General features: G+C 45.2%; 13 protein-coding genes and 1 other annotated feature. Of the genes, 3 read left to right on the plus strand and 10 right to left on the minus strand.

Annotation, left to right across the window (positions count from 1 at the left end; all coding sequences use genetic code 11):
* Positions 1 to 387 precede the first annotated feature (387 nt).
* From V7R88_RS11345 to V7R88_RS11365, 5 genes are all read right to left on the minus strand, one after another.
* Positions 388 to 903 carry an ECF transporter S component gene (locus V7R88_RS11345; protein ID WP_054395809.1) on the minus strand — a complete coding sequence of 172 codons (516 nt, stop codon included), beginning with the start codon at positions 901 to 903 and terminating at the stop codon, positions 388 to 390.
* 134 nt (positions 904 to 1,037) lie between these two features.
* Positions 1,038 to 2,294, minus strand: coding sequence for a tyrosine--tRNA ligase (gene tyrS, locus V7R88_RS11350; protein WP_015380777.1), 1,257 nt, complete (start codon positions 2,292 to 2,294; stop codon positions 1,038 to 1,040).
* A gap of 53 nt (positions 2,295 to 2,347) precedes the next feature.
* Positions 2,348 to 2,542, minus strand: a binding site (T-box leader).
* A gap of 178 nt (positions 2,543 to 2,720) precedes the next feature.
* The gene (locus V7R88_RS11355; protein WP_054395812.1) at positions 2,721 to 3,386 is read right to left on the minus strand and encodes a hypothetical protein; all 666 of its coding nucleotides are present in this window, start codon (positions 3,384 to 3,386) and stop codon (positions 2,721 to 2,723) included.
* A 100-nt stretch (positions 3,387 to 3,486) separates the two neighbouring features.
* Positions 3,487 to 4,827: a GH25 family lysozyme gene (locus V7R88_RS11360; RefSeq protein WP_054395876.1), complete on the minus strand. Its 1,341-nt coding sequence runs from the start codon at positions 4,825 to 4,827 to the stop codon at positions 3,487 to 3,489.
* 474 nt (positions 4,828 to 5,301) lie between these two features.
* The gene (locus V7R88_RS11365; RefSeq protein WP_054395814.1) at positions 5,302 to 6,072 is read right to left on the minus strand and encodes a C39 family peptidase; all 771 of its coding nucleotides are present in this window, start codon (positions 6,070 to 6,072) and stop codon (positions 5,302 to 5,304) included.
* Between the two features lie 584 nt (positions 6,073 to 6,656).
* On the opposite strand from V7R88_RS11365, the gene V7R88_RS11370 reads away from it, so the two are divergent.
* The gene (locus V7R88_RS11370) at positions 6,657 to 7,160 is read left to right on the plus strand and encodes a YueI family protein (RefSeq protein ID WP_054395816.1); all 504 of its coding nucleotides are present in this window, start codon (positions 6,657 to 6,659) and stop codon (positions 7,158 to 7,160) included.
* Between the two features lie 379 nt (positions 7,161 to 7,539).
* On the opposite strand, the gene V7R88_RS11375 is transcribed toward V7R88_RS11370, so the two are convergent.
* The 5 genes from V7R88_RS11375 to V7R88_RS11395 form a co-directional block, all read right to left on the minus strand.
* A complete protein-coding gene (locus V7R88_RS11375) occupies positions 7,540 to 7,713 on the minus strand; it encodes a hypothetical protein (protein WP_003642098.1) in 174 nt (57 codons plus the stop codon).
* Between the two features lie 403 nt (positions 7,714 to 8,116).
* Positions 8,117 to 8,794 (minus strand): DUF554 domain-containing protein, encoded by a 678-nt coding sequence (locus tag V7R88_RS11380; protein ID WP_054395819.1) that lies wholly within the window; start codon positions 8,792 to 8,794, stop codon positions 8,117 to 8,119.
* Positions 8,795 to 8,889: 95 nt separating this feature from the next.
* Entirely contained in the window at positions 8,890 to 9,705 is an 816-nt protein-coding gene (locus V7R88_RS11385; protein ID WP_024002475.1) for a MerR family transcriptional regulator, read from the minus strand.
* 195 nt (positions 9,706 to 9,900) lie between these two features.
* Complete coding sequence (locus V7R88_RS11390) at positions 9,901 to 11,199, minus strand: cation:dicarboxylate symporter family transporter (RefSeq protein ID WP_003644750.1); 1,299 nt, start codon at positions 11,197 to 11,199, stop codon at positions 9,901 to 9,903.
* Between the two features lie 383 nt (positions 11,200 to 11,582).
* A complete protein-coding gene (locus V7R88_RS11395) occupies positions 11,583 to 12,086 on the minus strand; it encodes a YagU family protein (protein WP_003642103.1) in 504 nt (167 codons plus the stop codon).
* A 172-nt stretch (positions 12,087 to 12,258) separates the two neighbouring features.
* On the opposite strand from V7R88_RS11395, the gene V7R88_RS11400 reads away from it, so the two are divergent.
* On the plus strand, positions 12,259 to 13,326 hold the full coding sequence (locus tag V7R88_RS11400) for an ABC transporter permease (protein WP_054395820.1): 1,068 nt from the start codon (positions 12,259 to 12,261) through the stop codon (positions 13,324 to 13,326).
* Positions 13,327 to 13,340: 14 nt separating this feature from the next.
* On the plus strand, positions 13,341 to 14,021 hold the full coding sequence (locus V7R88_RS11405; protein WP_054395823.1) for an ABC transporter ATP-binding protein: 681 nt from the start codon (positions 13,341 to 13,343) through the stop codon (positions 14,019 to 14,021).
* Positions 14,022 to 14,172 lie beyond the last annotated feature (151 nt).

A 14,172-nucleotide genomic window follows, 5' to 3' on the forward strand; every position in this document is an offset into this window, starting at 1 on the left:
AACTTGATTAATTTGTCGTGGTTGCCGTTGCGACAACAGAAACTATCTTACCAATTACTGAAGAAGTTGTCAACAACTAATTTCAATAATTATTTGATGATGAATTGCATCTGCCGTAGCAGCAACGTTTACTAATATACCAGCCGACCACGAAACTGTCAACAAATAATTCAATATTTTTTCATTTTTATGAAAACCCAGCTGTCCAGTGTCGAAAAATTACACAATTGCTACATTATAGGTCAGCAATTCCCCTCCTGCGAAATTGGCCAACCTCCCAGACTTGTCAGCCACCATACTGCGGTACACACCCACCACAATATAAAAAGCGCCCGCCTAAAATCTAGCGAGCACTTAATTTAACCGAATAACAAATCACATCTAATTTTACATGTTCAAGTGGCCCTTAACAATTGGACGAATACCAGCAACAATTGGAAACGCCAGGATACCACCAACTACGGCCTGAACTAAATTAGTCGGCACACCAACTAGCCCCGCTGCCATCGTATACAACAATGAATCTGATAAAAAGTAGCCGACAACCATAACCACCGCTGCCGTGATAATTGCCGCAATCTGCCGACCATGCGATTTACCAGCACCAAGATACCCTGCTAGCCCACCTTCTAAGCCATGAACAAGTAGCGAGAAGAACATATACTGTGGGTATCCCAGCAACAGATCCAACAATAGCCCACTGGCGCCACCAACAATGACACCACCACGCCAGCCAAAAATCAGTGCTGCAATAAAGATTCCCGCATCACATAAATTAATATAACCATGCGTCATCGGGATTGGAATATGGAAAAAGATAGAAATAACAACATTAAGTGCAATCAACATTCCTAAGATTGCAATCGTACGCGTATTAAATTTAACCCCCACCAAAACTTTCATCTCCTCAATTGATTCTCATCTGGCCATGATCACACCTTGTTAGTGCAACCAAAGTAAAGTTTACACCAGTTCCTACTTACGATAATAATAAAAAGACTGGGCCACACCGGGTCCAGTCTACTTGCTAAATTAATTTACTTAACGTGTGCCAAGAAGTAACGTTTCTTACCCCGACGGACAATGACAAATTTGCCATTAAAAGCAGCTGATGGATCAATCTCGGCATCAACATCCGTCACCTTTTCACCATTGATACGAATCGCACCGTTTTTGATATCTTCCCGTGCTTGACGCCGTGAAGGTTCGAATTTTGTGGCGTCAACCAACCACAAAACAATATTCTGCTTTTCAGCAGAGACGTCGGCTGATGGCACCCCTTTGAATCCTTGTTCGATTTCGTCTGCTGTTAAACTTTGAACATCACCAGTAAACAACGCCTTAGTAATATTTTCAGCTTCAACTACCGCCTGCTTACCATGAACAAATTCCGTGACTTCTTCAGCTAACCGCCGTTGTGCTTCCCGTTTTTCAGGTGCAGTCTTCACTGTTTCGGCTAGGCGGTCAATTTCTTCATGACTTAAGAACGTGAAGTACTTGAGATATTTGACGACATCCCGATCATCCTGGTTGATCCAGAATTGATAAAATTCATATGGTGATGTCCGCTCAGGGTTTAACCACACGGCCCCACCAGCAGTCTTGCCGAACTTAGTCCCATCCGCCTTCAACAATAATGGGATCGTCAACCCGTAAGCCTTGGCGTCATTACCTTCTAAGCGGTGAATCAAATCCGTCCCCGCCGTGATGTTGCCCCACTGATCGGCCCCACCAATCTGGAGTTGCACGTGTTCAGCCCGGTACAAGTGTAAGAAGTCAACTGATTGTAAGATTTGGTACGTGAATTCAGTGTATGAAATTCCGACCTCCAACCGGCTAGCCACAACTTCTTTGTTCAGCATCGTGTTCACACTGAACAACTTACCATAATCGCGTAAGAAATCTAGTAATGAAATTTTGGATAACCAATCATAGTTATTTACAATCGAAAAGTTTTCGTCATGACCAAACAACTTGTACATCTGAGCACTTAAGCCATCCTGATTATGCTTCACTTGATCCATGGTCTGTAACTTACGTTCTGAGTTCTTACCAGACGGATCACCGATAGCACCGGTCCCACCACCAACTACAACGTAGGGATGGTGACCAGCCAACTGGAATCGTTTGAGAATCATGAAGGGAATCAAATGCCCAATATGCATACTATCCCCGGTTGGATCAATCCCACAGTATAGTGAGACGGATTGGTTTTCGGTAAGTTCCTTTAACCCGGCCTCATCCGTTTGTTGGTTAATGGCACCACGCCATTTTAAATCGTCGATAATGTTCATGTTAGTCCTCCTTGTGATTGTCGCTGGACAAAAAAACTCGTCCCTGTCATCAAAACAGGGACGAGTTTTCCGCGTTACCACCCAAGTTATCACCAAATGTGATCGCTCATTGATTAGTAACGGATATCATCCGGCCAATGGCAGTTCACGTTATGTAATTCATCCTTGACCACAGCTCGGTTCGCACCACCCACCGAGTCGCTAGACTGTTGGGTCAACGACTACTAATTAACGATCACTACTTTTTAATTATTATCTAACATCATAAGCACTCCACGGACAAAAGTCAATCCTATTTTCCGTCGAAACACCGCATTGACGGCCACTGGCTAGCTGAGGGCGTTCAGTACGGAAACGCGGCTAGCATCGCCGCTCCGATTACGTCCAAGCGCCCACTGCTTATTTACTGATCTTCCGAGTAAACGCCTAATTTTTAGCATTCGCCGCAATTTTAATGACCGTATTGGCTTGTTGGCCTTGAACCTTAGCAACCTGCTTGCCGTTTTGCCACTGAACTGAGTTAGCCTGTCCGTTTTGTGGTGTATCGTATACCGTGACAGCGCCACTGGTGACATTCTTGCTTGTTAAATCTTGCTTTTGAATCTGATTATTGACCTGATTAGCAAACTTAGTTGGATTACCGGCAACGTCCTGCGTATTGGCAATCGTTGTCACTGACCAGCTACCCGTGTTCCAATGAACATACACTTTGCCCATCGTCCCTTGGACCGTCGCTGCCGTACCTGAATTAAGCGTCGTACGCTGACCTTGCGTATTCGCTAAATAATCGACTTGGTTACTAGCATCGCTTTTCGTATTGTAGTTCGTCTGCTGATAGGTCGCAGTCGTCGAACTAGTCCCAGCTTTGGCGTACTTCACCCGGTAATTACCCTTTGTCCCGCTTGCGCTGATAGCCTTGACTGTTTGATTAGTTGCCTTGACGCTCGTAGGTGCTGCTGTCTGGCTAACCAAACTAACATTGTCTGAAGCCGCGTGTAGTACGTTCGTTACTGAAGGTACGGCAACGATTCCAACCACCAACATCCCAGTTGCCGTGGCGATTCCCAACTGAATTTTGCGCTTAAAGTTCATGAAAAATGTCCTCCTAATTTCTACAACAAATGACCGATTTTACTTAACCATTAATAACCTTTGCTACCATGATAATGAGAACCGAGTGACAGCCATGCCATCAGCTAAGTCCTCGCTTGTCCCGGGAAGTATTATGTACGGGACGTGTGTGTGTGAATCGTCGAACTGGCCGACGTGCTTCACGGTGAAACGTTGACTGCTGGCGCTGCACCGTTACTCGTGGTGCGTGCCGTTGGAATTGATTACGCCTTATTCTTCGCTGTCCCAGCAACCGTTGACGCCGTGTGCCCCCTTGCCGTGTCCGGCCTTTAAAACGAGCCACCCGGTTTGTTCGATTTCTTTGCCCGCGTTGGCTACGCTTTATTACCCTGGCCGTGTTCAGCTTAAACTTAGTACCTTTACGCCGCGTCACTTTAAGTTTTACCACTTTGGGCGGCGTCGCTTGATGCCAAATGACGCGGTGTCGAATTACCTTACGATGGTTAACGCTAATTGTGCGCGATGCCCGCCGCTTGACCCGCCAATGTGTCTTTTGGTTGGTCGCCAGCCGGTGCTCCGGCTGAATCTTAACAACCGGCTGAACCTGGGGCCGTGCTTGCGATTGAGCGAGTGGCTGTGCTTGGACTACGACTGACGGCTTTATGGCGGCAACTGGTTGGGTCGCTCGTCCTCGTCCGTCCCATTGATTGCGGGCGGGCGCTGTCAACCGGCGATGGCGGACAACTTTTAGTCTCGGTTGGGTGTTACTCGTAACAACGCGTGCAACACGGTCCGTCCCCAGCCACCACGAAACGGGATGAACGCTTGTAATCACCCGACTATTATCAACTGGCGCAGCTAGCCCAGCTAAGTGATAACGATCTGTATACTGCCACAACGCAGCCGGAACGATCGGCGGGTTGGGTGTTAGCGCTCCAATCCACTGGGCGTCGAACCGTTGCCGCGCTTGGTTGGCATACGTTAGTGCGAACGAAGCGTACGAATAAAAAATCAGTTTCTTATTGGTCAACGCCCGCATTTCGTGATACCAAGCCGCAACGGCTGCATTGGTTGAGCCGGAGCGGACCGTATTAACTTCAAAATCCAAGGCATAAAAACGAGCAGCCTTATTAGACCGCGCATAAAACGCCTGGGCTTCACGGCGCGCACTGACGGCATCCGTAAACTGCGAAAAATCATACTCACCAAACGGGATGCCATAGCGAACATATAATGCCGTATTATTTGCTGCATCCCGGTCAACATAATTCAAACCATACTGACGGCGATTGATCACAAATAGCACTTGCGACTTCATCGCCTGCACCTGACTTGGGCTGAGCTGTCCTTGCCACTCGGAAATATCAACCACCGCGTGTCCCTGTGCTTGAACATTAATTTGCATACCAAGTGTGGCGACCACAACCGTTCCAACTAACCAACTGAGCTTTTTAATCCCCATCATGCGGTCCCTCTCCCCATATTGTGCTCCGCAATTAAAAAAATTATCATTATAAGTTGCTAGTAATCCCCACAATTACAAACAACTAAACTGTTAAAACCAGTTTATGACGTACCCATAACTTTAACATTCTTATACTACCAATGATAGGTCATTTTCGATGGGTTGCGGCGTCAATTCGATTTCAATTCAGTTACAGCTTGTTAACAAAGCTTCGCCCCTTTATGGTTAATATTATGAACAACTCCGGAAAGGCTGATATTTGGATTACAGTTTGGTTACAACAGTTTCGCAATCACCCATTCTCAAACTAATTTGCGGCAGCCAAACTGCCCGTATTACCGGGCATCGCCCTCATTTCATTCGCAAGCGCCGCTACAAAAAAAACAACTAACCCTCATCAAGATTTTGGCTCATCTTGACCAAGATTAGTTGCTTAAACTAATTGGTTCACAATAGCATGTTGTTAACTAACTAATGTGGTAACGTCAGAACAATGGCTTGCTTGCCCATCTGATTATAAGCAGCCTCAAAATTCTTCCAGCTGACTGCCTGCTGTTTTTCTCCGTACGGATTGTTAACATAAATCAACTTTTTAGTCCGGTTAAAGCCAACAATGACCACGCTGTGCATATCATAAGTCACTTTAACGGAGCCCTGTGGTGTCTGCCAAGTTTGCATCGTGCTGACCGGTGCAAACGAAGCAGTCGTAATCGTCCAAACGGGCCGGCCCTGTTCTAACTGTTCAATCACAGTATCAAAGTTTGACCCAGTTAAGTCCTTCACATGGCTCGTCTCAGTTTTCGCCAATTTATAGATTGGTTTATGATAAACACCTAACCCAGGATTGTTACCAGTAATATCCCCAACAAACCCATATTCTGGATTACCATGTTCGCCATCACTATAAGTGAGTGGTACACTCGTAATCTTTGCCGCCAATTCATTCTTGGTGACATTAATATGCGCGTAATTCATCAACATCGTCAGCGATGTGACCTCACAACCATTATATAAACGTGGTGTTGTCATTTGATTCACTAGCGGGACGTCCAACTTGACCTGATTGACCGACTTGGGCTTCGTTTGGGAACTAGACTTAGCTGCATCCGTTTGTTTAGTTGTAAACGATGCATCAATCCAGTCAGAAACTTGTGTGCTTGTAAATCCAATGACCCCCAAAAGCACCATGGCAATTATGATCAGCGTCCATGACCGGCGCCGCTTCCGTAAATGTCTTGGCATTTGTTACCATCCGTTTCTCTTTTAATTTGATTGACTACTTTACTAACATACTATGTAGTATCATACCATGGACGAATCAATAATACACCTTTACAATCTTAAAAAAAAGACTTGTATAATCAGCCGTAAGTCAATGCTGACAAGGATTAAGGTTAGCCTGGTTAATCATTAAGCAACACACTGCTTTAATCAGTTTATTGATATATTAGTAACCTTATTATCAATTTGTTAAATTAGCCCTGACCGTTACTTAGATTATAATTGAGATTGTCTGGCCGAGGCTGGCTTTTCCCAAAATGGCCTTGAATATTCGTTATTTGCCGATGAAGCCACCTTTCCTAATTCTGGGCACCTTCTTTATTTTATGAAGCACCGAGTCCTTGTTTTCAAAACAGCATTAAATTGGCCCCGGCAAATCCGTTGCGTCCTTAATTATCTGTCATCCGTTTCAAGCCTAGTGGCATCCAAAGATGTAACTTCTAATCAGCTTTAGAAAATTTTATGTTGATTAAAGCGCTTTCTTTATTACAATAGTAGTAAAAGTAGTTAAATCTTATGGTTAATTGTGAAAGGACCTGACCGGCATGGCTAATTCTGAAGACCAAATGGATAAACACTTACAATCCGCAATATTCGGGGCCCCTGTACTACATCCGGATGAACAACACCGTAACCTTGGCACGTTTCACGAACGAATCGATGTGGGCATTACTTTCACCCAAGCACTCATGCGTGACTACTCAACCGAACTAAAAAGTGAAATGGTGGCCCATCCTGATTACCAGTTACTCTTACATGGCTTACTAGATGAAGACATCCTGAATCGCTACGTTAAACTAGCCAACCAGCAGCACATCAGGTTTGCGATTCGAAATGACCTCATGTACCAGCACACACCTACGAGCCTCGCCATCGCCCTAGTCGCCAACTGTGCCATCACGCCACCGACAATCGATATCGATGAACGTTTTCCCGTTCCGCCACTTAACACAACTACCGATTGGTCGCACGACGTCCTCATCGATCACATTCACCGTCATCTGGAACGCAATCGTCAACTCTTCAGCATCAAACACCACTTAATCTAACCGGTGTCTTACTTTGACATCTATTGTGCGTGTTGGCGTGAATTATGGTTAAAACGGACTACTTTTTAAATCAAAAGCAACCAGCTTAGGCCCGCTGGAAAAAAGTCGAGTAAGCATAAAATTGCCTAGTTGACGCGTCCTACGCCGACTTCCAGGCATTTCGGCCAATTGCTGGAACGCGGTGGACACAGATTTAAGCCGCAGACCATGTCTTAAATACTGGTCTTCCACTAACCAAGCCAAGGACACTTGCTAAATGGAATTTCACCGCTGAGCATTGGCCGAAACGCCTTCCAGTCGGGATAGTGTTCGAATGGCGGACATGTGCGGACCCAACTTTTGGTGAATTCGTCATTGTTTTTCATAAACAATAACTTTGTCAATCAACTGTCAGACTGAAAGTGATATTGAGATAGCTCACTAATCCTGAATTGGTGTAGTAAGATGTAATCTCTCGACAAAGTGCTAATGCACCTAACACTTTGTTTGAAGTTCCAGTATCAAAATAGCCAACGATAGATTGTGCTAAGTTCGGTGGTCGTTCATCAGCCATTCGAGCGGCTTCAACCCGTGGCCCCTCACAGGCTTGAGACTGGAGGGGCTGGGTGACAATGCTCAGTAGCCAAATTATTCTTAGTCGGAAGTGGGTTGCTTCTGGCTTAGAATAAGACTCGTATTTGAGATGACGCGGGTTGGGCGTTAGCTCAAATCGACGTCGGCTGCGTTCCAGCAATTGGCACCCAGCCCCGGAGGTCGGCATAGGACGCGCACCGGCTGACGGAAAACAATCCAGTTAAACAGTCCGTTTTAACCATATTTAATGCCAATCTCTCAAATCGATGCATTATACACAAAGCCACCAACTTAAAATGATCAGCTTTCACTGATTGTCCTAAGTTGGTGGCTTTTACTTTATCAATCAAAAGACTTAATTGACTTCACCATTGGCCCACTAGTTAAAATAATTGCATCACGCTAATTACGATTGGTGGCACTAGCAAGGCTGGTAATAGGTTCAACGTACTGAATTGCTTGATTTTCAACATGCCTAAGCCGGATGCTAGAATCAAGATACCACCAACAATGGTAATTTCATTCAGTAACGCTGCACTCAATGCACCTTTCAAAATTAATGCTAAAACATACAGGCTCCCCTGCCAACAAAATAAGACGCCCGCCGCAATCGCGATGCCAAATCCGAAAGTGGATGCTAATACGATCGACGTGATGCCATCTAACATGCCATTCGTAAATAAAAAGGTGTAATCATGCTTTAAGGCTGCCTCAATCGGCCCCAAAATCGATAACGATCCAATACAGTACAGTAACACCGCAGTCGCTAGGCCTTCCGCTAAGTTGCCACCCGCCAAACGGCCCACCCAGCGGTCAAAATTCCCTTGAATATCCAAAGCTTGACCAATTAATCCACCAATCGCCAAGCTCACAATAAAAAGCACCGGGTACTTACTCTGCGGCATCCGTTGCACGACCGCATTAATGCCGATGACACAAGCCGCCAGCCCTAACGCTTGTAATAATATCGCATGGTAGGCCGGTTTGATTCCTTTCTTAAAAATACTGCCGACTAAGCACCCGGCTAAAATCATACTCGTATTAAAAATCGTCCCAATCATATCGCCACTCCTAATCAATAGCTTAATCCTTAGCGCTTATTTCAATTTAAAATAATTAATTATCATTTAGTATAAAGTCTAAAGTTACTTGAGGGTCAAGCCTTGATTGGTAATTGTATCTGCGTCACCGACTGTGCAACCTGATCTGTAATCCCATAATCAATCAGTGCTGTCTCAATAGCTGTTCCCGCCACGTGCCAGCCGTGAGCACGACAATCCGCTAACAATTGTCGATACTGCATCGGGGCATCCAAATGAGTGCCGTGAAAAATCCGCTGCGCATAGCTACCAGCCGCCAAGTGTTCTTGATGGGGTGGCACCGTATCACCCGGTTCAAATAATAAACAAATTCCCGCATAGCGGTCAAAATGTCCGGCTTGGATGGCTTGCTGGTCGAGCATCAGCGCAACCTTGCCGAGAAAGATTTCGTTCGTCGCGCCGGTCTGTGCGCGTAGCTTAGCAATAACAAGTTCAATATCATCTTGAGGGCGATAAGGCTGACGTAAAGCCACCATCGCTCTTTCAGGTAACGTCACGCATTCAGTCACATCAAAATTGGCACTTTGGGCCGTTTTAATCTGGGCCAAGCGTGTATTGATCCGTTGTTGTACCGCCGTTAATAATCGCAATTGCGCCTCAACCTGCTGCTGTTGGGTCGTTAACATACTCGTCAGCTTGGACAGTTCACGGGCCGCAAAAAAATCGGCAATCGTAGCTAATGGTAAGCCGAGTGCTCGCAAATATTTAATGGTACTCAACCGTTCGAACTGAGGCGTCCCATAATATCGGTAGTGACTATGCGGATTGACTCGTGCCGGCGTCAATAACCCAATCTCGTCATAATAGCGTAAAGTCGCCACTGGGATATCAAATAACTGTGCGAGTTGCCCAATCGAAAAATCAGTTGTCATCCGATCGCCATCCTCCCCTATAGGTCTTATCATAACTTAATCGCTGAAGTAATTGCTGTAACCAGAATAAGATATCATAAAAAAAGTTGCATTTCAGAAATTAATTTCTGAAATACAACTTTTGGGCCTATCAATCATCAGTGACCATCGCCATCGCATTATTAATGCAGAACTAACTGACAGAGCTGTTTTCAATTATTTCGTAATTGCGCGCGCATGCCCCGCCCGAATCTCAGCTAAATACTGATCACTTTTGGCCGTATCAAATTCATGTTCTGACTTACCGATAATTACCGCAGCTAATGAATTGCCGACCACGTTAACCACGGTTCGTCCCATGTCAACTAGCCGGTCGATTCCCGCAATAAAGGCGAGCCCTTGTACTGGCACGCCAATCGTTGAAATCGTCGCCAATAAGACAACAAACGAAGCCCCCGGCACACCAGCAATCCCCTTTGACGTAATCATAAGTACAATCAATAAAGTGATCTGTTGGCTGAGGGACAGGTGAATCCCATAAGCCTGAGCTAAGAAAAGCGCCGCTAACGATTGATAAATTGCGGAACCATCTAAGTTAAACGTATACCCAGTTGGGATCACAAATGAGACAATCCCTTCACTAACACCGTATTTCCCCATCTTATCGATAATGCGGGGCAGGGCCGCTTCAGAACTCGCCGTTGAAAAGCCAAGCACCATTTCATCACGAATGACCCGTAGTAGGTGCCAAATATTTAAACCGAATAACTTACCAACAATGCCCATCACAACCACAATAAAGATTGCCATGGTAATATAAGCAAGAATAATGAAATAGCCTAAAGGGGCCAGCGCCTTCAAGCCCATTTCAGCGACCGTTACCCCAATTAAGGCACAGACGCCAATCGGAGCCGTGTGCATGACCCAGTTCGTCACTTTGAACATAGCTTCGGCGACAGCGTTCATAAAGTCCAGAATAATTTTGCCTTGTTCGCCAATAGCCGCCGTCCCTAAACCAAAGAAAACGGCAAAAAAGATGACTGGAATCATGTCACCAGCTGACAATGATTTAAAGACGTTAGTCGGGATAATGCCCATGACCGTGGACCAAATACCATTGTGTGAGACCGTCTTAGCGGTTTGCACATACTGACTAATATTCGACGCATGTAGTTGATGAATATCGATATAGTCACCAGGGTGAAAAATGTTACCCATTAACAACCCTAAGGCGATCGCAATCGTCGTCATGATTTCGAAATAGATAATGGTTTTACCACCGATCCGACCTAGCTTTTTGAGGTCGCCCATATTAGCAATCCCGGTAATCAGACATGCCACCACGATTGGTAAAACGATCATTTGAATCAGACTGATGAACATCGTCCCGATGTTTTGCATCGCAGTAATCGCCGTTTTATTGCCATAAAAGACGACCCCTAATACAATTCCAAGCACTAGCCCAATTAAGATCTGCCAGCCCAAGCTCAATCGGAACTGGCGATACCGCTTCATCTTTCCCTGCTTTTCCAAGCTACTTCCGCCCCATTCTCATTTATGGATGTTTTTATGAAACATTGCACACAATATTAATATTTTAGCACATTTTCAGTCAATATGAGAATTAAATTAAAAAATCAATCATTAAAATCAAATGGTCCCATTGTAATAGACGTTAATCTCAGTTGCTTTCCTCATAATCACGTGATTGTCGCGGTGAATCACTATTTCCGTTACCATCAGAATCCGAACATTAACCAAAATAGCGACAATTAAAACTAGCTTGGTTAGCAGTTGTAATCATTCCTAACCAAGCTAGTTTTTTAAGCAAAAACTTTATTCAACGGTTGCGATTACGACACTTCATCATGTCGTCACTCACTAACCGATTTAAACCGCTATTTGGAACGGGTCATCCGGTCATAGACAGCGGCACTAACCCAATCAGCGGTCCACATCCATAAAACATGCCCAATGGCTTCTGACACGTGTTCGGTCATTGGTTGATCCTTCGCAGCGGGAACGGTCCCCAGTGCTGGCAAGATACCATGGTGAAAGGCTGTCCAGATACCTAACCCATACAACGCGCTGCTGCCACCTTTTGCCCGGGGGTGCTTGCGAGCCCATAAACTATAGGCCACAGCAAAGGTCGTTGAGAATCCGAAATGCATGACATAGCTGACACCTGGTAAATCATGACCAGAATATGAATACGTTGCATGCGTAACGCTGGCGGGAATCCCAATTTGTTGCAATAATTGTTGTGGGGGATTCGTTTGATCCCGCTGTGGCGTTCGTGGCGGTAGGATATTCTCCCACCCTAACTTAACTAAACCAGAAATCACACCACCAGTCACACCAGCAATAACTGCGGCCCGATGATTGAACTGCTTGTTCACCATTAATAATTACCTGCCTCTCTATTCAATAAATTAATCATACCAGCCTTGGTACCCATTTCGAAATAATTTAGCCTGGTAATTAAATAAAAAATTTGATTTACAAAAATGAACGTGATACGATTACCACATTGATTTATCACTTGATAAATGAAATTAAAAGGGAGGAATTGACATGTATTTAGGCTTAAAAGAAATGGCCCACGAAAAACTCAGATATGGGCTACTTAGCGGGGTTTTGCTACTAATTGCCCTCGTCGTCTTTATGTTAGCGGGCCTTGCTAACGGGTTATCCAATGGTAATCGTCAGGCTGTTGACCAGTGGCATGCTCAAACAGTTTATTTGAACGAAGATGCGAATCAGACACTGTCAGCATCCCAATTAAAACTAGCAGACCAAGATCGAATCAAAGGTCAGGACGTCGCACCCTTAGCTAGTCTGTCCGGTACTTTACGAACTGCCAGTAATGGTCAAAAGACTAACGCTAGCGCTTTTGGGACCACTCACGATAGTTTTCTGATGCCAAAAGTCATCTCAGGACACCGAATCAACGGCAAGAATCAATTATTGATTTCCGCGGGATTAAAAGACAAAGGCTATCGGATTGGTCAGAAAGTTCGCATTGGGACCACTGATCAAAAGGTAACAATCGTCGGTACTTTCAAAGCTAGTACCTATAGTATTGCGCCAACGGTCTACACGGACGTTGCCACGCTCAATCGTCTCAAAGGTAATCCCATCACCAGTGGCGATCAACAACCGGTCAACGCCTTTGTGACTAAAAAGAGTCATTTCAAGACTCAACATCATGGCAACATGCAACGTTTATCAATTGCCACGTTTATTGAAAAATTACCAGGATACAGCGCTGAGCAGTTGACACTCAACACGATGATTTACTTCTTGTTCGCAATTGCCCTAGCCGTGATTGGAATTTTCATGTTCGTTCTGACCCTTCAAAAACAAGCCTTGTTCGGGGTCTTAAAAGTACAAGGTATTGGTACCAAACACATCTTGGCTGCCCTACTCACCCAAAGTGTCGTCATGGCAATCATTGGTATCGGCATCGGCCTTCTAATTACGTTAGGCCTCGCGCAAATCATGCCCGCCGGATTACCATTCGCCATTGACTGGCCACAATTTGGTATTTATAGTGTGGCTCTCTTGTTAGCTGCAGTCGTCGGTGCCTTACTCTCATGGCGGACTGTCGCCAAGATTGACCCCGTCGTTGCCATTGGATAAGGAGGATGATATCAATGAGTCAACCAGTTTTAGCCTTACAAAATATTAATAAACAATTTGGTCACGGTCATACCGCTGTTAACGCTTTGACTGATGCCAATTTCGAAGTCAGTGCTGGCCAATTCGTCGCGATTATCGGCCCCTCTGGCTCAGGTAAATCCACCTTTTTGACGATTGCTGCCGGTTTACAAACGCCAACAAGTGGTCAAGTTATTCTGAACGGACAACCACTATCGAATCAAACGGAAAAACAGCGCTTAGCCTACCGTTTCAATGAAATTGGCTTTATCTTGCAGAGTTCCAATCTGATTCCATTCCTGACGGTTCGTGAACAGTTCAAGCTCGTCGATAAAATGGCCCGGCGCAAATTTGATCAAGCAGGCACCGATGAATTACTAGCAGAGTTAGCCCTTACTGAAGTTCGGGATGCCTACCCAAGTGACCTCTCCGGTGGTGAACGCCAACGTGTTGCCATCGCCCGCGCTCTTTACAATGATCCAAGCGTCATTCTCGCAGACGAACCGACCGCCAGCCTGGACACGCCCCGCTCCATCGACGTCGTCAAGCGCCTCGTCAACGAAGCTCATCAGCACCAAAAGGCCATCGTAATGGTGACCCATGACCAGCGGCTAATTGATGACTGTGACGTGGTCTATCAAATTGAAGATGGTAAGATGAGTCGCCGCGATTCGTAGCGATATTGACCACTGCACTTTAACCTCATAACAACAAAAATGACCTCGCAATAATATTCCTGCGAGGTCATTTTTATTGTTCATATTCACACAACTTATCAGGTACTACAAATCGAAAGCTAGAGTTTACCAAGCTCAAAGACAGCCTGCT

This window comes from Lactiplantibacillus argentoratensis, assembly GCF_037290055.1.
Classification (GTDB): domain Bacteria; phylum Bacillota; class Bacilli; order Lactobacillales; family Lactobacillaceae; genus Lactiplantibacillus; species Lactiplantibacillus plantarum.